The sequence below is a fragment of the Ruegeria sp. H9 genome (assembly GCF_056532915.1).
In genome coordinates, this window is the sequence record NZ_JBQFNX010000004.1 from 59,710 (window position 1) to 85,156 (window position 25,447).

General features: G+C 57.2%; 21 protein-coding genes. 11 read left to right on the plus strand and 10 right to left on the minus strand.

Features of this window, described 5'->3' with window-relative positions:
* Nucleotides 1-237: 237 nt before the first annotated feature.
* The 7 genes from rpsA (at nt 238) to ACR0CZ_RS16305 (ending at nt 5,861) form a co-directional block, all read left to right on the plus strand.
* On the plus strand, nt 238-1,914 hold the full coding sequence (gene rpsA, locus ACR0CZ_RS16275; protein ID WP_039532111.1) for a 30S ribosomal protein S1: 1,677 nt from the start codon (nt 238-240) through the stop codon (nt 1,912-1,914).
* A gap of 270 nt (nt 1,915-2,184) precedes the next feature.
* Entirely contained in the window at nt 2,185-2,469 is a 285-nt protein-coding gene (gene ihfB, locus ACR0CZ_RS16280; protein WP_050603110.1) for an integration host factor subunit beta, read from the plus strand.
* 7 nt (nt 2,470-2,476) lie between these two features.
* A complete protein-coding gene (locus ACR0CZ_RS16285; protein ID WP_170397774.1) occupies nt 2,477-2,827 on the plus strand; it encodes a LapA family protein in 351 nt (116 codons plus the stop codon).
* 9 nt (nt 2,828-2,836) lie between these two features.
* On the plus strand, nt 2,837-3,481 hold the full coding sequence (locus ACR0CZ_RS16290; protein WP_170424387.1) for a phosphoribosylanthranilate isomerase: 645 nt from the start codon (nt 2,837-2,839) through the stop codon (nt 3,479-3,481).
* Nucleotides 3,482-3,526: 45 nt separating this feature from the next.
* On the plus strand, nt 3,527-3,862 hold the full coding sequence (locus tag ACR0CZ_RS16295) for a hypothetical protein (protein WP_170397511.1): 336 nt from the start codon (nt 3,527-3,529) through the stop codon (nt 3,860-3,862).
* Between the two features lie 67 nt (nt 3,863-3,929).
* On the plus strand, nt 3,930-5,177 hold the full coding sequence (gene trpB, locus ACR0CZ_RS16300; RefSeq protein ID WP_170397508.1) for a tryptophan synthase subunit beta: 1,248 nt from the start codon (nt 3,930-3,932) through the stop codon (nt 5,175-5,177).
* Between the two features lie 51 nt (nt 5,178-5,228).
* A complete protein-coding gene (locus tag ACR0CZ_RS16305; protein WP_170397506.1) occupies nt 5,229-5,861 on the plus strand; it encodes a class I SAM-dependent methyltransferase in 633 nt (210 codons plus the stop codon).
* On the opposite strand, the gene ACR0CZ_RS16310 is transcribed toward ACR0CZ_RS16305, so the two are convergent.
* The 7 genes from ACR0CZ_RS16310 to ACR0CZ_RS16340 form a co-directional block, all read right to left on the minus strand.
* Nucleotides 5,858-6,238, minus strand: coding sequence for a DUF2237 family protein (locus tag ACR0CZ_RS16310; RefSeq protein ID WP_170397502.1), 381 nt, complete (start codon nt 6,236-6,238; stop codon nt 5,858-5,860). The two genes, ACR0CZ_RS16305 and ACR0CZ_RS16310, sit on opposite strands and share 4 nt — an antisense overlap.
* Before the next feature lie 9 nt (nt 6,239-6,247).
* Nucleotides 6,248-7,411: a serine hydrolase domain-containing protein gene (locus tag ACR0CZ_RS16315; RefSeq protein WP_170397499.1), complete on the minus strand. Its 1,164-nt coding sequence runs from the start codon at nt 7,409-7,411 to the stop codon at nt 6,248-6,250.
* A 72-nt stretch (nt 7,412-7,483) separates the two neighbouring features.
* Nucleotides 7,484-8,167 (minus strand): aminoacyl-tRNA hydrolase, encoded by a 684-nt coding sequence (gene pth, locus ACR0CZ_RS16320; protein ID WP_170397497.1) that lies wholly within the window; start codon nt 8,165-8,167, stop codon nt 7,484-7,486.
* A 130-nt stretch (nt 8,168-8,297) separates the two neighbouring features.
* Nucleotides 8,298-8,951: a 50S ribosomal protein L25/general stress protein Ctc gene (locus ACR0CZ_RS16325; protein WP_170397494.1), complete on the minus strand. Its 654-nt coding sequence runs from the start codon at nt 8,949-8,951 to the stop codon at nt 8,298-8,300.
* A gap of 254 nt (nt 8,952-9,205) precedes the next feature.
* Nucleotides 9,206-10,372, minus strand: a complete 1,167-nt coding sequence (locus ACR0CZ_RS16330; RefSeq protein WP_170397492.1) for an alpha-hydroxy acid oxidase — start codon at nt 10,370-10,372, stop codon at nt 9,206-9,208.
* 164 nt (nt 10,373-10,536) lie between these two features.
* Complete coding sequence (gene trpA / locus ACR0CZ_RS16335; RefSeq protein ID WP_170397490.1) at nt 10,537-11,328, minus strand: tryptophan synthase subunit alpha; 792 nt, start codon at nt 11,326-11,328, stop codon at nt 10,537-10,539.
* A 79-nt stretch (nt 11,329-11,407) separates the two neighbouring features.
* A complete protein-coding gene (locus tag ACR0CZ_RS16340; protein ID WP_170397488.1) occupies nt 11,408-11,893 on the minus strand; it encodes an acyloxyacyl hydrolase in 486 nt (161 codons plus the stop codon).
* Between the two features lie 202 nt (nt 11,894-12,095).
* Between ACR0CZ_RS16340 and ychF the strand changes: the two genes are divergently transcribed.
* Nucleotides 12,096-13,193 carry a redox-regulated ATPase YchF gene (ychF, locus tag ACR0CZ_RS16345; protein WP_170397486.1) on the plus strand — a complete coding sequence of 366 codons (1,098 nt, stop codon included), beginning with the start codon at nt 12,096-12,098 and terminating at the stop codon, nt 13,191-13,193.
* Nucleotides 13,194-13,221: 28 nt separating this feature from the next.
* Here the strand turns inward: ychF and ACR0CZ_RS16350 are convergent, their stop codons facing one another.
* Nucleotides 13,222-13,650, minus strand: a complete 429-nt coding sequence (locus ACR0CZ_RS16350) for a DUF4275 family protein (protein WP_170397484.1) — start codon at nt 13,648-13,650, stop codon at nt 13,222-13,224.
* Between the two features lie 269 nt (nt 13,651-13,919).
* On the opposite strand from ACR0CZ_RS16350, the gene ACR0CZ_RS16355 reads away from it, so the two are divergent.
* The 3 genes from ACR0CZ_RS16355 to fdhF all read left to right on the plus strand — a co-directional run bounded on the left by ACR0CZ_RS16355 (nt 13,920) and on the right by fdhF (nt 19,388).
* A complete protein-coding gene (locus ACR0CZ_RS16355) occupies nt 13,920-14,801 on the plus strand; it encodes a LysR family transcriptional regulator (protein WP_170397481.1) in 882 nt (293 codons plus the stop codon).
* An 85-nt stretch (nt 14,802-14,886) separates the two neighbouring features.
* The gene (locus ACR0CZ_RS16360; protein WP_170397479.1) at nt 14,887-16,590 is read left to right on the plus strand and encodes an NAD(P)H-dependent oxidoreductase subunit E; all 1,704 of its coding nucleotides are present in this window, start codon (nt 14,887-14,889) and stop codon (nt 16,588-16,590) included.
* Nucleotides 16,591-16,601: 11 nt separating this feature from the next.
* Nucleotides 16,602-19,388, plus strand: coding sequence for a formate dehydrogenase subunit alpha (fdhF, locus tag ACR0CZ_RS16365; protein WP_170397477.1), 2,787 nt, complete (start codon nt 16,602-16,604; stop codon nt 19,386-19,388).
* A gap of 48 nt (nt 19,389-19,436) precedes the next feature.
* Here the strand turns inward: fdhF and ACR0CZ_RS16370 are convergent, their stop codons facing one another.
* Nucleotides 19,437-23,519 (minus strand): translocation/assembly module TamB domain-containing protein, encoded by a 4,083-nt coding sequence (locus tag ACR0CZ_RS16370; protein WP_170397475.1) that lies wholly within the window; start codon nt 23,517-23,519, stop codon nt 19,437-19,439.
* The gene (locus ACR0CZ_RS16375; RefSeq protein WP_170397473.1) at nt 23,519-25,324 is read right to left on the minus strand and encodes a BamA/TamA family outer membrane protein; all 1,806 of its coding nucleotides are present in this window, start codon (nt 25,322-25,324) and stop codon (nt 23,519-23,521) included. The genes ACR0CZ_RS16370 and ACR0CZ_RS16375 overlap by 1 nt, the downstream gene beginning before the upstream one ends.
* Between the last annotated feature and the right edge of the window lie 123 nt (nt 25,325-25,447).

A 25,447-nucleotide genomic window follows, 5' to 3' on the forward strand; every position in this document is an offset into this window, starting at 1 on the left:
GCCAGTGTTTAAGGGCTTTGCTCTTGCACATGACACGGAATCCGCCTATACGCGCGCTGTCTGAACAAGGGCGGTTAACGTCCGGATGACGTATCTGAGCAGGGCCGGGAAACCTCGGCCCTTTGTGTTTGTTAGTTCGGGCGCGTTCTGGATCACGCATTCAGGCATCATGAAACAAGACCGGCGGAGACAACCGCTCGGCCAGCAAAAACGTTATGTAAAGGAAAACAACGCCACATGGCTAACGCATCCATGGAGGAATTCGAAGCCCTCCTGAATGAAAGCTTCGAAATGGACACGCCCGAAGAGGGTTCTGTTGTCAAAGGCAAGGTTCTGGCGATCGAAGCCGGCCAAGCCATCATCGACGTAGGCTACAAAATGGAAGGCCGCGTTGATCTGAAAGAATTCGCAAATCCCGGCGAAGCCCCTGAAATCGCTGTAGGCGACGAGGTCGAAGTGTACCTGCGCGCCGCAGAAAACGCCCGTGGCGAAGCCGTCATCTCGCGCGAGATGGCCCGCCGTGAAGAGGCATGGGACCGTCTGGAAAAAGCATATGCCGACGACCAGCGCGTCGAAGGTGCAATCTTTGGTCGCGTCAAAGGTGGCTTCACCGTCGATCTGGGTGGCGCAGTTGCCTTCCTGCCCGGCTCGCAGGTTGACGTTCGCCCCGTGCGCGACGCTGGCCCGCTGATGGGTCTGAAGCAGCCGTTCCAGATTCTGAAAATGGACCGCCGCCGTGGCAACATCGTTGTTTCGCGTCGCGCCATCCTGGAAGAATCGCGTGCCGAACAGCGTGCCGAAGTCATCGGCAACCTGTCCGAAGGTCAGACCGTCGAGGGTGTCGTCAAAAACATCACCGAATACGGTGCATTCGTTGATCTGGGCGGCGTTGACGGCCTGCTGCACGTCACCGACATGGCATGGCGCCGTGTGAACCACCCGTCCGAGATCCTGACGATCGGCGAAACCATCAAGGTTCAGGTCATCAAGATCAACAAAGAGACCCACCGCATCAGCCTGGGCATGAAGCAGCTGCAGGAAGATCCGTGGGATCTGGTTGCTGCGAAATACCCGCTGGGCTCGGTCCATCAGGGTCGCGTCACCAACATCACCGACTACGGCGCGTTCGTCGAGCTGGAAGCCGGTGTCGAAGGTCTGGTGCACGTGTCCGAGATGTCCTGGACCAAGAAAAACGTCCACCCCGGCAAGATCGTTTCGACCAGCCAGGAAGTCGACGTCATGGTTCTGGAAATCGACGGCGCCAAGCGTCGCGTGTCTCTGGGCCTGAAGCAGACTCAGCGCAACCCATGGGAAGTGTTTGCAGAAACACACCCCGAGGGCACCGAGGTCGAAGGCGAAGTCAAGAACATCACCGAATTTGGTCTGTTCATTGGCCTCGAAGGCGACATCGACGGCATGGTTCACCTGTCCGATCTGTCCTGGGACGAGCGTGGCGAAGATGCGATCCAGAACTACCGCAAAGGCGACATGGTTTCGGCCGTCGTCTCGGAAGTTGACGTTGAGAAAGAGCGTATCTCGCTGTCGATCAAAGCCCTGGGCGGTGACAAGTTCGCCGAGGCCGTGGGCGGCGTGAAGCGTGGTTCGGTCATCACCGTCGAAGTGACCGCGATCGAAGATGGCGGCATCGAGGTCGAGTACGAAGGCATGAAGTCGTTCATCCGTCGTTCGGACCTGTCGCGTGACCGTGCTGAGCAGCGCCCCGAGCGTTTCTCGGTCGGCGACAAGGTCGACGTCCGCGTCACCAACGTCGACAGCAAGACCCGCCGTCTGGGCCTGTCGATCAAGGCACGCGAGATCGCCGAAGAGAAAGAGGCCGTGGAACAGTACGGTTCTTCCGACTCGGGCGCGTCGCTGGGCGATATCCTGGGTGCAGCACTGAAGTCGGGCGACTAAGTCCGGGGCGTATCCCAAACATGAAATTCGGCCTCGCACCATGGTGCGGGGCCGTTTTTGTTGCGAATCAATATCTTCCAAATAGTCGGCTTAATTTGCCTATCGTTCGCGCATGAAGTGTGGAAATCAGGCCAACGGGCAAAAATTCGCGTGAGATTGTCGCAAAATGCCGCCTTTGCTGGCAGAGTATCCGTTCCCCCGATCCGGGTTTTTTCCTATACTGTCAGAACTATAGGCTTGTCACATCGTCCGCCTGGGAGGGTATTGCGTATGATCCGTTCAGAATTGATTCAGAAAATTGCCGACGAAAACCCGCATCTCTATCAACGCGACGTCGAGCGGATCGTGAATACCGTTTTTGAAGAAGTGACCGACGCCATGGCACGCGGCGACCGCGTAGAGCTGCGCGGTTTCGGCGCGTTTTCGGTGAAAAAGCGTGACGCACGTGTAGGCCGCAATCCCCGCACCGGTGAAACTGTGCAGGTTGAAGAAAAATGTGTTCCATTTTTCAAAACTGGCAAGTTGCTAAGGGACCGTTTGAACGGTAAAGCCTAGCCTCATGATGCGCTACATTCGTTATGCTTTTCTGGCTGCATTGGGGATCGTTCTGGTCTCGGTTTCGCTGGCCAATCGCCAAATTGTTGAACTTAAGCTTATGCCGGATGCTTTGTCCGAGTTGCTGGGGTTCAACCTGTCAACCTCCTTGCCGCTGTTTCTGGTCGTGCTGGGTGGGGTTGTTGCCGGCCTGGTCATCGGCTTCCTGTGGGAATGGCTGCGCGAGCATAAACACCGCAAGGATGTGACCGTGAAGCAAGGCGAAGTGCGCAAGCTTGAGCGTGAAGTTAAGAAGCTCAAGAAAAAGCAGAATGAAGGTCAGGATGATGTGCTGGCCATTCTGGATGAGGCAAGCTGAGGCCCTACGATGCCCGCTGATATCCGAGTTAAAATCTGCGGCCTGACCGCCCCTGACCACGTGCGCGCTGCTGTGGATGCGGGTGCGGGATATGTTGGCTTTGTGTTTTTCCCCAAATCCCCGCGGCATGTTGAGCCCCAGACAGCTGCGACATTGGCACAGGAGGTGCCTGCGGGCGTCGCCAAGGTGGCGCTGACAGTGAATGCGACGGACGAGGATTTGGATCACATTCTTTCGATCGTGCCTCTGGATATGTTGCAACTGCATGGCAAAGAAAGTCCTGAGCGTGTGCAGCAAGTGCGAGACCACTTCGGCCTGCCAGTAATGAAGGCCATTGGTGTGGCCGAGGCCGAAGACCTCGCGGCCATCGATCTCTATTCAGATGTGGCGGATCAGCTGTTGATCGACGCAAAGCCACCGCGAAACGCGGAGCTGCCTGGTGGTAACGGTTTGTCTTTTGATTGGCGCCTGCTGGCAGGTCGTAAATACTGGCGTAGGCCATGGATGCTGGCCGGAGGTCTGACCCCTGACAATGTCGCAGAAGCGGTGCGAATGACCGGCGCACAGCAGGTGGATGTCTCATCCGGCGTCGAAAGCTCTCCGGGTGTCAAGGATGCCGGGCTGATCCGCGCCTTTATCGACGCGGCAAGTTGATCTGATACGCACGAACCTGCGTATCTCCTCAAAATGGGGGAGAGCATGCTGGCAGTGATCGGCGGAGTTTCACTTAAACGATGGTATCACGGGCCCGAGTTCTTCTGGCGCGCTCATCAGTCCTTGCGGCAGGCACGCGGTGACGCGCTGTGCCTGCATGCCGAGGTATTTGTGCGTCAAGGCTGTTATTTTTCATACACAGTCTGGCATGATGTCGAAGCTATGCTGACATTCGCACATTCCGGCCCTCATCGCCGTGTAGTACGCGCGTCGACCCGTCTGGCCGATATCAATGTGTTCTGTCAATTTCCCTGCATTGCTGTTCCAAGTCGAGTTCAGGCACTTCAGGTGTGGGAACAGCGCGCTCAGGCGGCGGAATGATACGTTTTGCGATGGCAAATCACTCCATCACCTCCTATGAACATCGGGTACGACGAGGGAGACTTCCATGGCCAACGATCTTTTTAATTCCTTCATGTCCGGCCCCGATGAACAAGGCCGCTTTGGCATCTTCGGCGGGCGCTTTGTCAGCGAAACGCTGATGCCGCTGATCCTGTCACTGGAAGAGGAATATGACAAAGCCAAGGATGACCCCACATTTTGGGCCGAGATGGACGATCTGTGGGCAAACTACGTGGGTCGCCCTTCGCCGCTCTACTACGCGGAACGCCTGACCGAACATCTGGGCGGCGCAAAGATTTACTTGAAGCGTGACGAACTGAACCACACCGGCGCGCATAAGATCAACAATGTGCTGGGCCAGATCATTCTGGCGCGGCGCATGGGAAAGACCCGGATCATCGCCGAGACCGGGGCAGGGCAGCACGGCGTGGCCACAGCCACCGTCTGCGCCAAATTCGGCCTGAAGTGCATTGTCTACATGGGTGCCCATGATGTTCAGCGCCAGGCCCCGAACGTGTTCCGCATGCGCCTGCTGGGAGCCGAAGTGATCCCGGTGACATCCGGCAGGGGTACGCTGAAAGATGCGATGAACGACGCTCTGCGCGACTGGGTGACCAATGTGCGCGATACCTTTTACTGCATCGGCACCGTTGCTGGCCCGCATCCTTACCCGGCGATGGTACGCGACTTCCAGTCGATCATCGGCAAGGAAGCCAAGGAACAGATGCAAAAGGCCGAGGGCCGTTTGCCCGACACCATCATCGCCGCCATCGGAGGTGGTTCGAATGCGATGGGCCTATTCTACCCGTTCCTCGACGACAAGGATGTGAATATCATCGGTGTTGAAGCGGGCGGCAAGGGCGTGAACGAGAAGATGGAGCATTGCGCCTCATTGACCGGAGGTCGTCCGGGCGTGCTGCACGGCAACCGCACTTATCTGCTGCAGGATGATGATGGGCAGATTCTCGAAGGCTATTCGATCTCGGCCGGTCTGGACTATCCGGGCATTGGCCCCGAGCATTCCTGGCTGCACGACATCGGTCGCGCCAACTATGTCTCGATCACGGATAAAGAAGCGCTTGAAGCGTTCCAGTTGTGCTGCGCTACCGAAGGTATCATCCCTGCGCTGGAGCCCTGCCATGCGCTGGCGCATGTTATGAAAATCGCGCCGGAATTGCCCAAGGACCACCTGATCTGCATGAATATGTGTGGCCGGGGGGATAAGGATGTGCAGACCGTCGCACGGTACCTGAACTTTGATATGTCGGATACCGAAGGTCGCGCAGCGGACTGATTAGGCCTAACAGGCTTTGCGCCTTTGAGGAACTGTGCCAGTTTGCATTGCATGTGCAGTGTTTCCTCAAAGGCCGGGCCCGACCGGCTTGACCAGAAATACGATCATGCCGCTCCGGGCTGGGCAGACAAGATGCGTCTGCTGGGGTATTTCGATGCCTATCTGGGTTTTCTGTCCTCGGACCCGCAGGTCGAATTGGGCCGTAACGCACTGGATATCGGGTGCGGTACGGGAGCCTTTGCCGAAGCACGCGCCGTGATCCGGCGCGAAGGGCATGTGACGCTTTTGGAACCTTCGGCCCGAATGCTACAACTGGCAGGGTCAGCGTTGCAACGGCGCGGAGGAAACGCCGAGACTGTCCAATCGCGCTTGGAAGAGTTCCATCCGGCATCCCGTTTTGACTGCCTGTTGGCTGCGCATGTTCTGGAGCATTGCGTTGATCCGATAGATGCTTTGCGCCGCATGCGCGATCTGGCTGAACCGGGTGCAACGCTTTGGTTGGTTGTCAGCAAGCCACATTGGTGTAATGCGATCATCTGGTTCCAATGGCGGCACCGAACCTATCGACCGGATATTGTGGCGGAGATGCTCGCGCGTTCGGGCTGGGATCTGCAGGCCGAGCATGGCTTTCCAACCGGGCCGCCGTCGCGCACGTCTCGCGGATATCGGGCGATCGCCATCTAGTGCTCGTCTTCAGCGCGCTGCATTTTTAGAATATGGAGAGGTACGATATCCAGCGCCCTCTGGTGCGTGGCTTCAAGGTGCACCTTGGGCGCGCATCCCTCGTCATGGGCTTGCAAAAAGCGCCCCGCACACAAGCACCAGCGATCACCAGGCTTGAGCCCAGGAAAATCGAATTCAGGCCGGGGTGTGCTCAGGTCATTTCCGACATATTTCGAATATGCCAGAAACTCTGCCGTCATCACGGCGCAGACCGTATGGCTTCCCTGATCCTCGGGGCAGGTGTTGCAGGCACCGTCGCGAAAGAAACCGGTTAATGGTTTGCGCGAACAGGGCGCGAGCACGCCGCCCAGAACATTGATGCTGTCTTGCTTCTGCATGATGGTATCTTACAGGCTTCGCGCAATTTTGCGGAATATTTCTATGTTCTGCTCACCGACACCGGGTTCGCGGAACTTTCGGTCTGCGCCCGTCGTGACAATCAGAACACCACGTGGCTGGTCGAAGTAAATGTACTGCCCATACACGCCCCGCGCCATGAATTCACCTTCATGGGCACCGATCGGAATCCACCATTGATAGCCATACCCTATCTTGCCCGGTTCGGTCGGTGCGCTTGGCCAAGTAGCGGCGTCGATCCAATCCGCGGGTACAATCTGCCGTCCATCGCGTTCGCCATCCTGCAAAATCAACTGCCCGAACCGGGCAAAATCGCGCGTTGTGAAGTTGAGACCACCCAGAACAAATGCAACGCCTGCTCCATCGGTGATATAGTAACCTTCTCGCTCCAATCCCAGCGGTGCGATCACCTTCTCGGTCAGTAACTCTGCAACGCTGCGTCCTGTTGCCCCCCGTATGACCATTCCGATCACATGAGTATCGATCGACACATATTGCCATGTTTCACCCGGCGCGACGAAACTGTCCTTCAACGAAGCCGCGAAGTCGTCCAGTTCACCTCCCAGCGCCACGACGCGGCCCATGCGATTGATGTCGGAATTATAGTCCAGATAATCCTCGTCAAAGGTCACGCCGCTGGCCATGTTCAACACGTTGCGGATCGTGGCGGTCTCATAGGCGCTGCCCTTGAGGTCAGGTGCGTATTGCACAACCGGATCGTCGAGCGAGTTGATCGCGCCTTCATCCAGCAAAATACCGAACAAGGCAGACAGGTAGCTTTTAGCAATTGACCAGGAGATCCTGCGATCATCCGGCCCGGTGTCCAGATAGTATTCTTCGAAGCGAATTTCTCCGTCCTGCATCACCAACAGGGATGTTACCGAGCGATCTTCTATCCACTGGTCTGTTCCAACGGGAAGATCGAAGCCAGGCCCATACGGCAGCTCCCAGGTCGGGCCATTGCCACGCGGCAGAGTGACCGTCAGAAAGGCTTCGTCCATATGCGAAAAGTTGTGGACGATCTTTTCTTCTGAAAACAGCGAATTCACCGCCATCAGGCGCTGGATTTCCTCGCGTTTCCAAAATCCGACAACCGCCGCTGCCAATGCTAAGGTCAACAGGATACGCAGCAGCCATCTGAGCGCTGTTTTCATTCGACAACTCCCTTTTCCTCTGACATTGGACTTTGGCCTGAGGCTTTGCGCAAGCGCAACGTTGCGGAATTATTATCTGAATTTATCCAGCAGCTTTTGCATGGCCGAACGCTCATCGGGCGCTGAAACGGCTTCGGCGGCAGCTTTGGGGGGCGTATCAGGTTTAGTGGGCTGCTTCGATGATCTAGGCGGAGCAGTGCGCAGGGCAACGGCATTCATGAATTTCCCGCTTTCGTCATCGGCAAGATAGGTGGCACCGTCCGAGACGCCGCGCAGCACGTCATCCAGCCAGTCCGCATCCGCCTTTGCAAAGTCGCTTAGAACATAAGGCGAGACCATTTCTTTGCGGCCCGGATGACCGATACCCAGCCGCACGCGATCATAGGCCGGGCTGATATGGTCGTGGATCGACCGCAACCCGTTATGGCCTGCGTGGCCACCGCCTGCCTTAACGCGCACTTTACCGGGTGCCAAGTCCAGCTCATCATGAAAGACGGTCACGTCCGTCGAGTCGAGCTTGTAGAAGCGCATTGCCTCTCCTACTGACTGGCCAGAGCGGTTCATGAAGGTTTGCGGCTTGACCAGCAGCACTTTTTGGCCGCCTAGACGTCCTTCGGCAATTTCAGCCTGGAACTTGGACTTCCACGGACCAAAGTTGTGATCTTCGGCAATTCGCTCCAACGCCATGAAGCCGATATTGTGCCGGTTGCGAGCGTATTTTGATCCCGGATTTCCCAAACCGACAAACAGTTTCATCGCTTTGTCCCTTACAGTCTCGCGTCGTTATCTCATTGCATGGATCAGGGGATGTTTTCCAGCCCCGTACACGCAAAAGAAAACGGGGCCCCAGATGGCGCCCCGTTTCAAATCTGGATTTGATCCGGATTTATTCTTCTTCCTGGCCGATGACTTCAACTTCATCTGCAGCCACTTCTTCCTCATCACCCTCTTCGTCGTCGCTGGTCGACAGACCGGTGGGTGCCGAGACGTTGGCGATCACGAAGTCACGATCGATGGTGGGCTTGGTGCCTTCAGGCAGCACAACCGAAGAGATGGTGACAACGTCGTTGATTTCCATGCCAGTAAGATCAACGGTGATCTTCTCAGGAATGTCACCGGCTGTGCAGAGCAGTTCAACCTCGGGGCGGACAACGGTCAGAACGCCACCTTTTTTGATACCGGGGGCTTCTTCTTCGTTGATGAATTCAACGGGGATGAACAGCGCGATCTTGGTGGTCCGACGCAGGCGCATCAGGTCCAGGTGGGTCGGCAGGTCTTTGACAACGTCACGCTGGACATCGCGGCAGATGACGCGCACGTCTTCGTGACCTTCGACTTTCAGGTTCCACAGGGTCGACTTGAACCGGCCTGCTTTCAGGCGCTTGAACAGTACGTTGAACGGGATCTGGATCGGCAGCGGCTCTTTATCGCCTCCAAAAACAATGCCCGGAACCATGCCATCGCGGCGTGCTTGACGAGCGGCGCCCTTGCCTGTCCCCGTCCGTTCCAGAGCTACGAGATCAGGAATCTCTCCAGCCATGATAATTCTCCAATGTTAGGGCGGGCATCCTCCAAGGCTGTATGCCCGCGTGAAGCCGCGTCCTTAGCTTGATTCAGTTGGTTTGGAAAGGGCTTTTTGTAGTCCGAGGAATTTTGCGAGGCTCTGCCTCGCGCTCCGAGGTATTTACGGCCAGATGAAGGACGGATCCTCTGCTTCATCTGGCTGCAAGTACCTTGAACGAGACACTCAATGGGCGACCATGCGGCGTCTCCATCTACGTGGGAGGCGTAGGATCAAGCCTGCCAGCGACCGCCAAAGTCTTCGGGGACTAGAAGATTGTGGCGTCCAAGATCGGCTACGTTACGTTCACCGCAAAGTGCCATCGTTGTATCGAGCTCTTTCTGGATCACTTCCAATGCCGTTGTCACGCCTTTCTGACCCATTGCACCTAGCCCATAGACAAAGGCGCGACCAATAAAGGTGCCTTTGGCCCCAAGCGCCAGAGCTTTCAGCACGTCTTGCCCTGAACGGATGCCGCTATCCAGATGCACTTCGACATCACTGCCGACGGCATCCATGATCTCGGGCAGAACCCGGATCGAGCTGAGCGCACCATCCAGCTGCCGTCCACCATGGTTTGAGACAACAATTGCATCTGCGCCCAGCTTGGCAGCCATTTTGGCATCCTCGGCATCGAGTATGCCCTTAAGGATCACCTTGCCGCCCCATTGTTCCATCAGCTTCTCGACTTTGCCCCAGTCGAGGCTGGGATCGAATTGCTCGGCGGTCCATGTGCCGAGCGAGCGTGTATCTGTGATGCTATCGACATGACCGACGATATTCCCGAATTCTCGGCGCTTGGCACCTAGCATCTCGATGCCCCAGGCCCATTTCGTCATCAGGTTGGCGATGGTCTTTGGGGTCAGCTTTGGCGGCGCAGATAGGCCATTCTTCAGGTCCTTGTGTCGTTGGCCAAGGATTTGCAGATCAAGCGTAATGACAAGGGCCGAGCATTTCGCATCCTTCGCGCGCTGGATAAGTCGCCCGACATAGTCCTGATCTTTCATGGTGTAGAGCTGAAACCAGAAAGGGGCCGAAGTGTTTTCAGCGACATCTTCGATCGAATTGATCGACATGGTCGACAGTGTGAAGGGTACACCAAAGGCTTCGGCGGCTTTGGCCGCTTTGATCTCGCCATCCGCGTGTTGCATTCCTGTCAGACCTACCGGAGCCAATGCAACGGGCATGGATACATCCTGCCCGATCATCTGCGATGCGGTCGAGCGCCCTGTCATGTCTACGGCGACCCGTTGGCGCAGGCGGATATCTTCGAAATCCGACGTGTTCTCGCGGAAGGTTTGTTCGGTCCAGCTGCCGCTTTCTGCATAGTCAAAAAACATGCGCGGAACGCGACGCTCATAGATCCGTTTGAGGTCTTCGATATTGGTAATGACTGGCATTGATCAGGTTCTCGCAGGATTGGTTAAGTTTCTTTACCAATTATTTTGAAACACTGCAATGCCCGCTTGCTGCGGTTGGTTGCCGCGTGGTCAAAACAAAAAAACACCGCAGTAGGCGGCGCGCTTGCTGCGGTGAAGAACCATCTGAAAATGGAAAGAAATTGTTAGGCGGAGTGCGCGCCATCTGACAGTGTTTTGACAAAATCCAGAACCTCGGTCACCGGTTTTCCGGAACCGATCTGGCTGACAATGGCAGATCCAACTACCGCGCCATCGGATACACTCGCGATGTTGCGAGACTTTTCTGGTGTATTGATCCCGAAACCGACGATCACGGGCAAATCAGTTGCAGCTTTGATCCGAGCGACCTCGGGCCCAACATCGGTTGCCTGCGCTTCGGCAGCACCGGTTATGCCGGTAATCGATACATAATACACAAAGCCGGATGTGTTTTGCAGTACGCGAGGCAAGCGTTGGTCATCGGTCGTCGGCGTCGCCAAGCGGATGAAGTTCAGCCCGGCAGCTTGCGCGGGCAGACAAAGCTCTTCGTCCTCTTCGGGGGGCAGGTCGACGACGATCAGCCCGTCGATCCCCGCTGATTTTGCATCTGCCAGGAATTTCTCGACACCTCGGCTGTAGATCGGATTGTAATATCCCATCAGCACGATCGGTGTGGTGTCATCGGATTCACGAAAGGCGCGGGCCAGATCCAGAGTGCGTTGCAATGTCATTCCACCATCCAACGCCCGTTGGCCAGCAGCCTGAATGGTCGGGCCATCGGCCATCGGATCGGTAAAGGGCAGGCCCAACTCGATGACGTCGACACCTGCGCCGGGCAAACCCTTCACGACCTCCAGCGATGTGTCGTAGTCGGGATCCCCGGCCATGACATAAGCTACAAATGCCTTTTTGTCCTGTTCCTTCAGGGCGGCGAATTTGGCGTCGATACGGGTCATCGGAAGTCCTTGCACTCGGGTTTGGACCTGATGTGCAGAAACTTTCGCTGAAAATCAATCCCGCTTGGTGGGCTTCCGATCAGAAGGCGTAATGGTATCTCAGCAAAAGTGCATTTACGCCTGGGTTGTCTTCCTGCGTGCTGGCGTTGGATATATGAGTGATAGCGGCAGACAGTTTGTTGCCGCTTTCCAGCGTATAGCCAAGGCCCAGTAAGCTGCGTATCTGAAAGCTGCCGCCCAGATCATTCCGTTCATTGGATTCACTATAGTATCCCGGCATGACACTGCCCTCGATGAACCAACGGTCCGCAAAAGTGTAAAGCCCGATCAGGCCCGCGCCGACATGCGTGTCACCGTCGGTATCAACAGACAGGGACGCACCCCAGGTGGCGCTGAAACGGGTCGCTTCGTAGAAAGAGCGATGCTGGTATTCCAGCGAAACAATCGCCTGATCTTCGCTCTCAGCGCTGGAATAATCTGCGTAGCCTGCTCCGAAAATGATGGATTGGGCCTGTGCTGCAGTAGCGGCTGTCAGCGCAAAAGCCAGAATAACAAGGGATTTCATTTTTACCTACTATGTCCGTCGTTCGTTGGTATTGGTTTTATTGAGGAATGTAGGTGCATGTTTTCAATGGACGCAAGAACACAAATCGATGTCGATTTTGTGATGTGGCAGAATAGACTCGCGGCAGTGTTCAGGCACTTTGCCTTGCGAATTGCACCGGACCTGCCTAGAAGCGGCGCTCGAATGGTATCAGGAGGCCGTCATGGGCTTTAAAATGGGAATCGTGGGTTTGCCGAATGTTGGCAAGTCGACTCTCTTCAACGCACTGACCAAAACTGCGGCAGCTCAGGCGGCGAATTTCCCGTTCTGCACCATCGAACCCAATGTGGGGGATGTCGCCGTTCCTGATGACCGGCTGGATAAACTGGCGGCGATTGCGTCCTCGAAACAGATTATTCCAACCCGCATGACCTTTGTGGATATCGCGGGGTTGGTGAAAGGGGCCTCGAAAGGCGAGGGGCTGGGCAACCAGTTCCTGGCAAACATCCGCGAGACCGACGCGATTGCCCATGTGCTGCGTTGTTTCGAAGATGGTGACGTGACCCATGTGGATGGCCGCGTTGATCCGGTGGCCGATGCCGATACGATCGAAACCGAGCTGATGCTGGCCGATCTGGAAAGCATCGAAAAGCGTCGCGCCAATCTGGTGCGCAAGCTGAAGGGCAATGACAAAGAGGCACAGCAGCAGGACCGCCTGCTGGCCGAGGCGCAGGAGATGTTGGAAAACGGCAAGCCAGCGCGTCTGGTTGAAGTGTCTGATGAAGACGCCAAAGCATGGAAAATGCTGCAACTTCTGACCACCAAGCCGGTGCTTTATGTCTGCAACGTGTCCGAAGAAGAGGCCGCCGAAGGCAACGAGTACTCTGCCAAAGTCGCTGAGATGGCTGCAGCGCAAGGTAATGCTCATGTCATTATCAGTGCCAAGATCGAGGAAGAGATCAGCCTTCTGGAAGACGACGAGGCACAGATGTTCCTAGAGGAAATGGGCCTGGAAGAGCCCGGCCTCGACCGTCTGATCCGTGCCGGTTACGACCTGCTCAAGCTGGAAACCTATTTCACCGTCGGCCCGAAAGAGGCCCGGGCCTGGACCATCCGCACCGGCACCGCCGCACCACAGGCCGCAGGTGTCATTCACGGAGACTTTGAAAAGGGTTTCATCCGTGCCGAGACTATCGCCTATGACGACTACATCGCCGCCAATGGCGAACAGGGTGCCAAAGAGGCGGGTAAGATGCGGGCCGAAGGGAAAGGCTACATCGTCAAGGATGGCGATGTGATGCACTTTTTGTTCAACACCTGAGAAGCCACCAAAGCAGTCACTGCTCAGCTTATAACCTCGGATTTTCTGCGAAGAACGGGCCGATATCGGGTTGCTCGTGTGTGAATGCCATTGTCCACTTCATGTTGTGGTGGGCTACGTAGATATCCGCGCCAAAAGATGTGAAATCTGGATATGTTTCTGAGACGCAGCGATACGACCATTTGATATCTTCATCAAAGATAACATACGCGGCAGGCCACTGGTTCTTATAGGCATTTAAAGCGTCATGGCCCGCCCGCGCGATTTGAAACCCGTAACTGAAACCATGCCAGCGGAAGCGATTGTGAATCCAGGAACCGGTTGATTTCTTTACGTTCCCGGCGAATGTCTGATGCCAGCATTGAACAACCTCACCACCTTCTTTGGAATCGAGAGGATCAAAATCGACGCATTCACGCACCAAGAAGTCCTCAATTTGGTTTCTCGTAAGGTTCATGGAATAATTCGGTTCTATGTTGTTGTTGAACCGGCATATCGCGCGTTAAGGCGAAGTGTCAAAACCGCTCAGGTGGCAAGATGCGATCCTGTTAGTTTCATTTGGGCTGGAACAGCAGTTCGGCAGGCTCAACCACCCGAGTATTGCATGTATCTGAAGCGCCGATCCTGTGGCAGCCAACAAATTGACGATGCTCGCATCTCGCACATTTCTCTTGTGCAGAAATGTGGTTAGTTTGGATTTTGACCTGATACTTGAGACAGCTCTAGATGATCGAAATCCGCGACCTGCAATTGCTCAGCGCATTGGCGCGGCATCGTCATTTCGCCAAGGCAGCTGAGGAATGCGGGATTTCACAGCCTGCGTTCTCGATGCGAATCCGAAACCTGGAGGATCGGCTGGGTGTCTCCATCGTTCGCCGCGCAAACCGATTTCAGGGGCTAACCGAAGAGGGCGAGATGATTGTCCAGCGCGCGCGGCGCATTCTCGACGACACCAAGGCTTTGGAACAACAGGTGCTCGCTGCAAAGGGTGAGATCACCGGCACGCTTATTTTGGGTGTGATCCCTACAGCGATTGCCTTCACCGGGCGTCTGACGAAGCGGTTGCGCGATGCGCATCCACGTATCGTGACCCGGATTGAAACAATGTCTGCAACGGCCATTCAGCACCGGTTGGACGAAGGAAGTCTGGATGCTGGCATCACTTATGGCGACAGTATCGGTACCGATCTACGGCAAGTGCAGCGCTTGTACGAAGAAACTTATGTCCTATTGGTCCCCTCGCATATGACCGATGAGACAGGCCCGATCCCATGGGCCCGCGTGGCCGAGTTTCCCCTGAGCCTGCTGGAACCACAGATGCAGAACCGGCGGATTTTGGATCGGATATTCGCCGAACAGGGCTTGCACCCGGATATTGTAGCCGAGACAAGCGGATTCACAGCCTCGATGGTCATGGCACGCGAGGGGCTAGCGGCCACCGTGATTCCACGCGTGCTGGTGCGGGCGCTGGGCGACCTGAAGGACACAAGGGTGCTGTCCCTGATCGAACCCGTGGTGAGCAAGCCGATTTGTCTGGCCACACTCACTCGTGACCCGGAATTGCCTACGGTCGCGGCCTTGCGCACAGTGACGGCGTCTTTGCGGTGATAAACTGTCGTTATCGTGCGATTGAAATATGCGATTTGACGATATGCTAGTCTGATGAGACACGGGGCCTCAATCGGAGGGCATCATGGCACCATTAGACACCAAGCCATCAGGCGCGCCAAAGGGCGTCTGGAAGTCAGGTAAAGGCAAGGGGCGGCACACACCCAAAGGCCGTCAATTCTCGGACGAGGCACAAGCGGAAATTGCACGACTGTTGGGTGACCGCCCGCGACGTCGCGACCTGCTGATTGAATTTCTGCATTTGATTCAGGACGCACACGGCCATATCAGCGCCGACCACATCGCCGCTCTGGCGGTTGAGATGCGGATCGGGCAGGCTGAGATTTACGAAACCGCAACATTCTATGCTCATTTCGATGTGGTGAAAGAAGGCGAGACGCCACCTCCGGCGTTGACGATCCGTGTGTGCGATTCGCTGTCCTGCGAAATGGCCGGTGCCCAGCAGCTGCAAAAAGCGCTGGAAGACGGTTTGGATGCCTCGCAGGTCCGCGTTGTCCGTGCGCCCTGCATGGGACGCTGCGACACCGCTCCAGTGCTGGAGATCGGTCACAACCACATCGACCACGCGACCCCCGAAAAGGTGCAGGCCGCGATTGCGGCGAATGACACCCACGCCCATCTGCCCGATTACGAAGCCTTTGCGGTTTATGAAGCCAATGGCGGCTACGCCAAACTGAAAGAGCTGCGCGAGGGCGGCGATTGGGAGAAGGTGCAGGAAGACGTACTGTCCTCGGGCCTGCGTGGTCTGGGCGGCGCTGGCTTCCCGTCGGGCAAGAAATGGGGCTTTGTTCGCATGAATGAAGGCCCGCGTTATCTGGCTGTCAACGGCGATGAGGGCGAGCCTGGGACATTCAAGGACCGCTACTATCTTGAGCGCACGCCGCATGTCTTCCTCGAAGGGATGCTGATCGCCGCTTGGGCCGTCGAGGCAGAGACCTGCTTTATCTATATGCGCGACGAATACCCGGCAGTTCTGGAAATCCTGCGTCGTGAGATTACCGCGCTCGAACAAGCCGGGATCGTCGAAGAAGGCTATATCGACCTGCGCCGTGGTGCTGGCGCTTACATCTGCGGTGAAGAATCCGCGATGATCGAGTCGATCGAAGGCAAAAAAGGACTGCCGCGTCATCGTCCTCCGTTCGTGGCGCAGGTTGGGGTCTTTAACCGTCCGACCTTGGTGCACAATGTCGAGACGCTCTATTGGGTGACCAAAGTTTGCCGTGAAGGGCCTGAATGCCTTAACAGCACCGAAAAGAACGGTCGCAAGGGTTTGCGTAGCTATTCGGTCTCGGGTCGTGTCGCAAAGCCGGGCGTTTACCTTCTGCCCGCTGGCTCGACCATTCTGGACGTGATCGAGGCAGCCGGAGGCATGGCCGGGGGCCAGACCTTCAAGGCTTATCAGCCGGGTGGTCCATCCTCGGGTCTGTTGCCTGCATCGATGGATGACATCCCGCTGGATTTCGACACGTTGCAACCGCATGGCACCTTCATCGGGTCCGCTGCGGTTGTGGTTCTGTCCGATCAGGACACTGCCCGCGATGCGGCACTGAACATGCTGCGCTTCTTCGAAGACGAAAGCTGCGGCCAGTGTACGCCCTGCCGGGCGGGTTGCGAAAAGGCGGTCAAGCTGATGCAAGCCGGCAAATGGGATCAGGACCTGCTGGAAGACCTGTGTCAGGTCATGGGCGATGCCTCGATCTGCGGTCTGGGGCAGGCGGCCCCGAACCCGATCCGCCTTGTCATGAAACATTTCGCTGACGAAATCTGAGGGAGACAGCCATGCTTGATGCAAGCCCAAACAAGACCGTCACCTTCAACCTGAATGGCGAAGATGTCACCGTGCCCGAGGGCTGGACCATCTGGGAAGCCGCAAAGGGGCAGGGGTTCACTATCCCTCACCTGTGTCACAAGCCGCAACCCGGTTACAAACCCGACGGCAATTGCCGTGCCTGCATGGTCGAGGTAGAAGGCGAGCGCACGCTGGTCGCCTCGTGCATCCGTCCGGCAGCCGACGGCATGGTGGTTAAGACCGACAGCGACCGGGCCGAGAAATCGCGCGCGATGGTCATGGAGCTGTTGGTCGCGGATCAGCCTGAGGAAGCGCACGACACCTCCAGCCACTTCTGGGATATGGCCAAGCTGAACCATGTCAGCGACAGCCGTTTCCCGGCGAAAGAGGCCGAGAAAATCCCGCTGTTGGATGACAGCCACGTTGCGATGCGCGTCAATCTGGACGCTTGCATCAACTGCAACCTCTGCGTCCGGGCCTGCCGCGACGTGCAGGTCAACGACGTGATTGGTATGGCCGGTCGTGGCCACACAGCGCAGGTGGTGTTCGACCAGAACGACCCGATGGGTGCTTCGACCTGTGTGGCTTGTGGTGAATGCGTGCAGGCCTGCCCGACCGGTGCTTTGATGCCAGCAACCGTACTGGATGACCAGCAGCGAGGCGACAGCAAGGACTACGACTCGGAAACGGAAAGCGTCTGCCCGTTCTGCGGCGTGGGCTGTAAGGTTTCGCTCAAGGTCAAAGACGGCAAGGTGAAGTATGTCGAGGGCATCAACGGCCCTGCAAACGAAGGTCGTCTGTGCGTCAAAGGCCGCTTTGGCTTTGACTACATTCACCATCCGCATCGCCTGACCAAGCCGCTGATCCGTCGCGAGGATGCTCCAGCCAAGGGATTGAACGTCGATCCCGGCAACCTGGATACCCATTTCCGTGAAGCAACGTGGGAAGAGGCGATGGATTTGGCCGCGACCAAGCTGATGGACTTGCGCGACAAAGACCCGCGCAGCGTTGCAGGCTTCGGCTCGGCCAAGTGCACCAACGAAGAAGCCTATCTGTTCCAGAAGTTCATCCGTCAGGGCTTCCGCCACAACAACGTCGACCACTGCACCCGTCTGTGCCACGCGTCATCTGTTGCGGCCCTGATTGAGAATGTGGGCTCGGGTGCTGTGACCGCGACCTTCAACGAGATCGAAAACGCGGATGTGGCGATCATCATCGGGGCCAACCCGATTGAAAACCACCCTGTCGCTGCGACCTACTTCAAGCAGTTCACCAAACGTGGTGGCAAGCTGATAGTTATGGACCCGCGCGGCGTTGGGATGCGTAAGTTTGCTGATGAGATGCTTCAATTCCGTCCCGGTGCGGATGTTTCGATGCTGAACGCGATCATGAACGTGATCGTGGAAGAAGAGCTCTATGACAGCCAGTACATCCACCGCTGGACCGAAAACTGGGAAGCCGAAAAAGAACACCTGCGCCAGTTCACGCCTGAGGCTATGTCGCCGATCTGTGGCATCGAACCGGATCAACTGCGCCGAGTGGCGCGCACCTTTGCGCAAGCCAAGGCCGGTCTGATTTTCTGGGGTATGGGTGTCAGCCAGCACATCCATGGCACCGACAACTCGCGCTGCTTGATCTCGTTGGCTCTGATGACCGGCAATGTTGGTAAACCCGGTGCAGGTCTTCACCCTCTGCGCGGGCAGAACAACGTGCAAGGTGCCTCAGACGCGGGCCTGATCCCGATGTTCCTGCCGGACTATCAGTCCGTTACCGACGACGGCATTCGGGCCAAGTTCACCAACGTCTGGAATGACGACCGCGACTTCTCGAACGAGAAGGGGCTGACCGTCACCGAGATCATCGATCAGGCTTATGCGGGCAACATCAAGGGTATGTACATCCAGGGGGAAAACCCCGCCATGTCCGACCCCGATGTGAATCACGCGCGCGACGCACTGGCCAAGCTGGAACTGATGATCGTGCAGGATATCTTCCTGACCGAAACGGCGAACTATGCCGACATCATTCTGCCCGCCTCAGCGCTCTATGAGAAGAACGGCACTGTGTCGAACACCAACCGTCAGGTACAGCGTGTGCGGCCCGCCGTGACCCCTCCGGGTGAGGCGCGCGAGGATTGGAAGATCACCGTTGAGCTGGCGCAGCGGATCGGTTTGAACTGGGATTATTCCGATGTTTCTCAGGTCTTTGCTGAGATGAAGCTGACGATGAATTCGCTCGACAACATCACGTGGGAACGGCTTGAGACGGAGACGATCACTTACCCGTCACTGTCCGAGACAGACCCAGGTCAGGCGATTGTGTTCGGCGATGGTTTCCCACGTGCGGATGGTCGCGCCCGGTTCACGCCAGCCAGTGTCATCCCACCGGATGAGGCCCCGGATGATGAATACCCGATGATCGCCACCACTGGGCGCCAGCTGGAGCATTGGCATACCGGGTCGATGACCCGCCGGTCCAACGTTCTGGATGCCGTGGAACCTGAAGCGAACTGCTCGATGAACCCGCGTACATTGAAACTGATGGGAATTGAGCCGGGCGATATGATCCGTCTGACTACTCGCCGCGGTTCGATTGAAATCATGGTGCGGGCCGACCGGGCGATTGCCGAAGATATGGTGTTCATCCCGTTCGCCTATGTCGAGGCGGCGGCGAATATCCTGACCAACTCGGCCATCGATCCTTATGGCAAGATCCCCGAGTTCAAGTTCTCGGCAATTCGCGTCGAAAAGATCGCAGACGCCGTCGCGGCGGAATAGTCTTCAATCAACTGAAAAAAAGGCGGCCCTTTGGGGTCGCCTGTTTTTTCAGTAGTCGCGTTCGAAAAAGATACCCAAACCCGTCTCGCCCCGGCCATCCACCGTGCCGCGAACCGTGAAGCTGTCGGTGACGTCGAGGTTCAAGTTCACCTCGGTGTCACCTTCGGTATTGACGGTGAAATCGGTGTAGAGATTGTCGCTTAGATATGCGCCCGCACCAAGGCTGCCCCCACCGCCCTCAGTTGCGCCTAGGTCGATAGTGTCCAGGCCCGTGGCCTCGCGCACCCCTTTGGTAGTATCCCCGCCCGCGCCGCTGAGTTGGGCAAGTGAGGCCGCCATCTGGGCGATCACAAAAGGCGACAGCTCCGAGAAGCGGTTGCCGAATAACAACATGGCCAGCGCTTCCTCGGTCGGGCGCTCTGGATCGGAGAATACGTCGACCTCGGGTGAGTCCAGCGGCCCGGCGATCTCGATCGTTGCGGTGCCGTCCGAGGTGCTGGAGGACGATTCAAACTCGATATATGGCGTCAGGTCACCCTGCAGGGTGACCACACCCTTAGTCAGCGCAAGGCGGCGACCAAGGATATCGATATTACCGCGGATAAGCTCAATCTGGCCTGACGGCACAACGGAAGTTGTAGTTCCACCAATTTGTATGCGACCGCCCAGTTCCGCGTTCACGCCGCGTCCTCGGACAAAAACTGCCTTGGGTGCAAGCAATCCGATGTCGAGCGTCATGCGCGAGTTGCTTTTAGTCTCATCCTCGGTTTCCACCAGATTGGCGCGTTCCCGCGTTACGAAACCGGCACGGCTTTCGTTCAGGTGTTGGATCGTCGGAATTGGTGCTGCGCCGACTGCTCCTGCGGCGGCTGCAAGATTGATGTTGGTTTCGCCAAAGTTGATCTGCCCGGCCAGCGAACTGTTCCCGGCCAATGCCCCGGTCAGGGCGATCTGACCGTTCAATGTGGTTTCATAGAGCAGCTTGTCTGTCAGCACGAGATTGTTGAGCGCTGTGGTTATCTGGGCGTTGAAGGGTGGCGTCAGATCAATCGGGCCGTTGACGGTAAACCCTCCGCCCGCTCGTAACCCACCCTGCAGAGCAATCGTGGCGCGGCTTTGCGCGATGTTTACGGAACCCCCGATGCCAGTGATTGTCTGTCCCACATCGGGCAAGGCCATCGACGCGCCGGATGTTGAAATCGTTCCGCTAAGCGCATCCAGCGCAGGTGCCCCTTTCAGGGCCAGATCGAACCGGGCAGTACCGGCCAGATTGTTGGGAGAGATAAATGCATTGGCGATACCGATGTTGACACCGCCCTGCATCTTCAGGTCCGCTTCGCCGCTGGTTTCGTTAAAGGTCCCGGCAACAGTTGTACTGATATCGGCGGGGCCATTAGCCTTTGCGTCGATGGTCCACATCCCGGCGTCGCGGCGGGCGGTACCACTGGCGGCGACGGTTCCGGGGAAATCGGGCACAAAACGTTCGACCCGATTCAGGCGGGCGTCAAAATTTAGATCCGCGGTGCCACCGGTTTCTACGGTTCCGGTTAAATTGGCGTACGAGCTATCAGGTCCCTGCAGGCGCGCATTGCCTTCCAAACCGGACCCTGTAGGGGCGACGTTGCCATCCAGCGTGAGCGGCCCGGACAATGTCGAAGATAGACGGCCGATGTCGTCCAGCATGGCCGAGAAATCGAGGCCACCGGCCTCCCGATCCAATCGGCCCGATGCATCTGCGGTCAGCGCGGTTCCGTTCAGACTGAAAGTGCGGATGTTCAGCCCCTGATCATCGTTGGCGGCATCCACGTTCAGCGTGGTTCGTCCCTGTACCAACGCATCTACGGCTTGGATACCCGTGGCAAGGTCGTCTGCGCTCAGGTTGCCTTTGATATCAAAGGCCTTGCTGCTTTGCGCGGCCCGACCGGTGACGTCGGCATCAATCGACCCGGCCAGATCAAGCCCGGCGAGGCCGGAGAACAAAGACAGGTCGGGGGCGTTCAGCTTGGCGCTTCCATCCACCGCGATGTTTCCGGTGGGGTCATCGATGGTTGCGCCTACCTCAGCAGTAATAGCAGCACTTTTGACCGTGGCGTTTCGAATAACGATTTGGTTGCCCGAATGCGCACCGTCCAGATTGATTGATGTCCGGCCTTTCAACAGCGGGTCGAACTCGCTCATCCCGGTTTCGATATTTGTTCCGATCACGCTGGCTTGGCCGTCGAATTCCAACGTCTGTACGGTGCCTTTGCCATCCAGCCGGGCCTGTAATGCGCCTGCCAGATCACGCTGTGCGATGCCTGAGAACACCGCCAGATCGGGGGCGTTCACGCTGGCCTGACCGTCAATTGTCAGATTGCCATTTGGCGTCGTGACCGTGCCGCTGGCCTGCGCTGTCAGAGCGTCGCCATTCACGGTGAAATCGCGAATTGTTACCCCATCGGTGTCGCGTTTGGCATCCAGAACGATTTCGGTTTCACCCGTGATCATTGGATCAATATCGTCACGCCGGGTCACCAGATCACGCCCATTCACCGTGACCTTGCCGTCAAAGCTGCGTTCCAGTGGCGAGCCCTTTCCAGCCACCTGGACCGAAGCCTCGCCACCAAGCTGAAGCTGTGCCAGGTCCGAGAACCGCGACAGGTCGGTCGCCTGCAGCAGTGCCGTGCCATCAACCTGCAACCCGGTCGCAAGCCCGCTGATCAACGCATCAGCGTCTAGAGTATAGTCGCTGCCGACCAGTTCGACCCCGGACAATTGCAATGTCTGGTCGCTGCCGTACTCGAACTGTCCATCCAGTGTGATCTGATTTCCGACGGCGGCATTCAGTGCGACATCCGTCAGATCAATGCCATCCAGCACAGCCTGCAGATCGCCATCGACCGACAGCCCGCTGGATTGATCTAGCGTGCCTTGCCCGCTGATCCGTGCATGATCGAGGTTCAGGTTGGGGGTTTCAATCTTGTTGGTCGTCAGGCTCAGGTCCCAGAGATTGCCATTCTCGGTATTGTACAAGGCCGAAATCTGAGCCGCGCCGATTGACGTATCGCCGCCGCTGACGGGCAGAACGACCTTGTCACCTTCCGGCGGTGTGATACGACCTTGCAGGGCGACCAGTTTCAGAACACCACCCGAAGCAAGGCTGAGTTCGCTTTTGAGGTCCAGCGCTTCCGAGGTAATCTCGATATCCGATATATCCAGCGCCCCGTCAGAATGGGTGCGCCCATCTACAAACAGCCGTGTGTCGGTACCGAAGAACGTGTCCATCTCTTCGGCCAGAAACGGCGTCAGGTCGCCTCCGACATCGGCAGTAAACGCGATTCCATCAGAGGCGTTGCCACTCTCTTCGGCTGTGCGCAGTCGTACCTGACCGGACACGCGAAGCTGCTGATCGCTGCTTAGACCGATATCAGCATTAAAATCCGTTATCGGCCCCGAGCCTTTTGCAGTCAGCTCAAGCGGCGGGGCATCGGGGATGGATAGGGCCGTCGCGATCAGCCCGCCTGAGGCTTCGGCTACGGTCAAGTCCAGATCGATCTGGCGGCTGTCGTTCTGAAAGCCTGCTTTCAGATCAATCGTGTCCCCGGCGCGGTCCAGTCGGTCGATATCCAGCGTAGTATCCAGTGTTCCATCAGCCAGCGATAGGTTGCCGTTCACGGCAAGCTCGGCAGCGACGCCGATCAGCGGCTCACCTAAAGAAAGGTCATCGACGCGCAGCTCTCCGATTTCGATCGAAACCGGAAGCTCAGGTAGTTGGAAGGGTTGGGTTTCGGCTGAAGGGGGCGGTGCGTCCTTTGTTGTTGTACCGGGGGCGCGGGCGATATCGATTTCCTGCGCCGATAGTGTGTTGACCGAGAACCGACCGCGCAGCAGTGCCAATCGGTTCCAGTCCAATTCAGCGTTTTTAATGGTGAGCCAGACGCCGTCGTCATCGGCGACTGTGATTTCTTGAATCGTCGCACGCGAACTCAGAGCTCCTTCAAGGCCGATCACCCGCACATTCTGATCATCACCAGACAGGGTATCTTGCAGAAACTGCTCGATCATGCTGCCGCCCTCGTCCTGAGCGGTCGCCGCGATGGGAACGGTGATCGCTGCTGAACTTAGCAACAGGGGATATACAACGCGACGCATCAAAAGGCTTGCCCGATCCCGAGGTAGAATTGCAGCCCGTCACCCGTATCGCCCTGAACCGGCACCGCAAGGTCAAAGCGCAAGGGCCCGAAGCCGCCCAGATCATAACGGATTCCAAGGCCCGCGCCAGAATGCTCTTCCGCGCCGCCGCCGATGAATGAGGACGTGTCGACCACACCGTAGTCATAAAACCCAACCAACGAGATTGCGTCAGTGACTTTGCCTCGGACCTCGGCTGAGAGCCCCAGAAAGGATTTGCCACCGGCGACACCATCCCCGACGGGGATACCTAGGCTTTCAAATGGCTGACCCCGTACTGTACCGGCACCACCCGAGAAGAACAGGAAATCTGGAGTCACACCATCTGCCGGAGGTCCGAGGACCGATCCCAACTGCACCCGGCCTGCCAACACCAGCCGACCGGCGGTGCCCAGATCGTTATAGGCGCGACCGTCAAAGAACATTCTCAGGCCGGTATCCGACCCGGAGAACCCGACAAAGGGCATGACTTGCGAGTCTAGATAATAACCGCGCGTAGCACTGACTTTGCTGTCGCGTTCATCCCACTCTGACCGGAACGGAAGAATGAAGTATCGAAACTTGCGCCCATCGCCATAGGCGTCATCCGCGTCCGACCATTGGAAACCTGCCGAGGCTTCGGCGTAGAGGCGGTCAGAGAATGTGCGGCGTGCACCATAGGCAAGCGAGGCGACGGTGACGTTGTAGTTTTCGGTATTGCGCCGTTCCAGCAGGGCGCTCCAGAATGTATTGTCGTCAGGGCCCAGACGATCAGGTTGATCCAGCCGCAGACCAATGCGTCCATCGATATCCTCGGCACCGCCGATATTGCGGATTGCCGCCTCGAACCGCAGCCTTTCGGCTCGCCGGAAAACGTTTCGATGGGTCCACGTAGCTGTAAGATCAACCCCGTCGCGCGAGGCAATCTCGGCCCCAAAGGTCAGGCGGCGCGGTGGCAGGTCTTCAAACGTCGCGTCGAAATCAAGCGTGCCATCCGGGTTGGGTTCTTCATGTTCCTTGAGCGAAACCGTAGCGAATGTGCCGGTACGCCGCAGGCGGGTGCCAACCTTTTGGACCTGTTCAGGCGAATAAACCTCACCCGAGGGGAAGCCCGCGATTTTCTCGATCGATCGATGGCGGACATTTGTATCGCCCTGAATGATCATTTTACCGAACCGCAGCCTTGGCCCCGGAGCCAGATCAATTGTCGCGTCCAGCCGTGCCTGCGCATGGCGCGCTATCACTTTCTGATCTTCCACTTCCGCCTTGGCATGGCCTGTATCGCGCCAGCCCTGCACCCCGGCCGAAGCCGCCTGTTGGATCGCTCCGGTGGTCGCGGTCTTACCCGTGGCGAACTCTTCGGGCAGTTCCGTGCCCGGTGCCAGCGGTTGCACGACAGCCGTTCCGAACTTGAACTTCCGTCCCGGTGTGACAAGGATAGTCGCCCGTTTGAATTGGGCTGGAACGTTCAGCGAATTGATTTTGGCGGCTTCCTGCCCGTCAAGCTTGATGCTGACGACGGGGCTGAAATAGCCTTCGTCGTACATGATCTGAACGATGGTGCGGTAATCGGACAAAGCTGCCGACAGTATTTCCAGTGACGTATCAAGACCACGCGATTCCGAGGTGAAGATGGATGAAGTCTCTTCCAAGCGGTCGACCAGATCTTCAGATGCACCAGGGGCGGATAGGGTCGTTTCTAGCGCGGTAGCAAGATTGGGGGACAAGGCCACAAACGCACCAAAAAGCCAGCCTCTCAGATCGCTGCGCGGTCTGCTCCCTGTCATTGTCTGGCTCCAACTGCCCCAAGTCGAAATCGCTATGGCCGCGAAACAAAACGAATGCGGCGTGTTGAATTCATTTAGAGCATCTGACGGCGCTTAGGGGAAGAACTAAACAAAGTTCAGGTG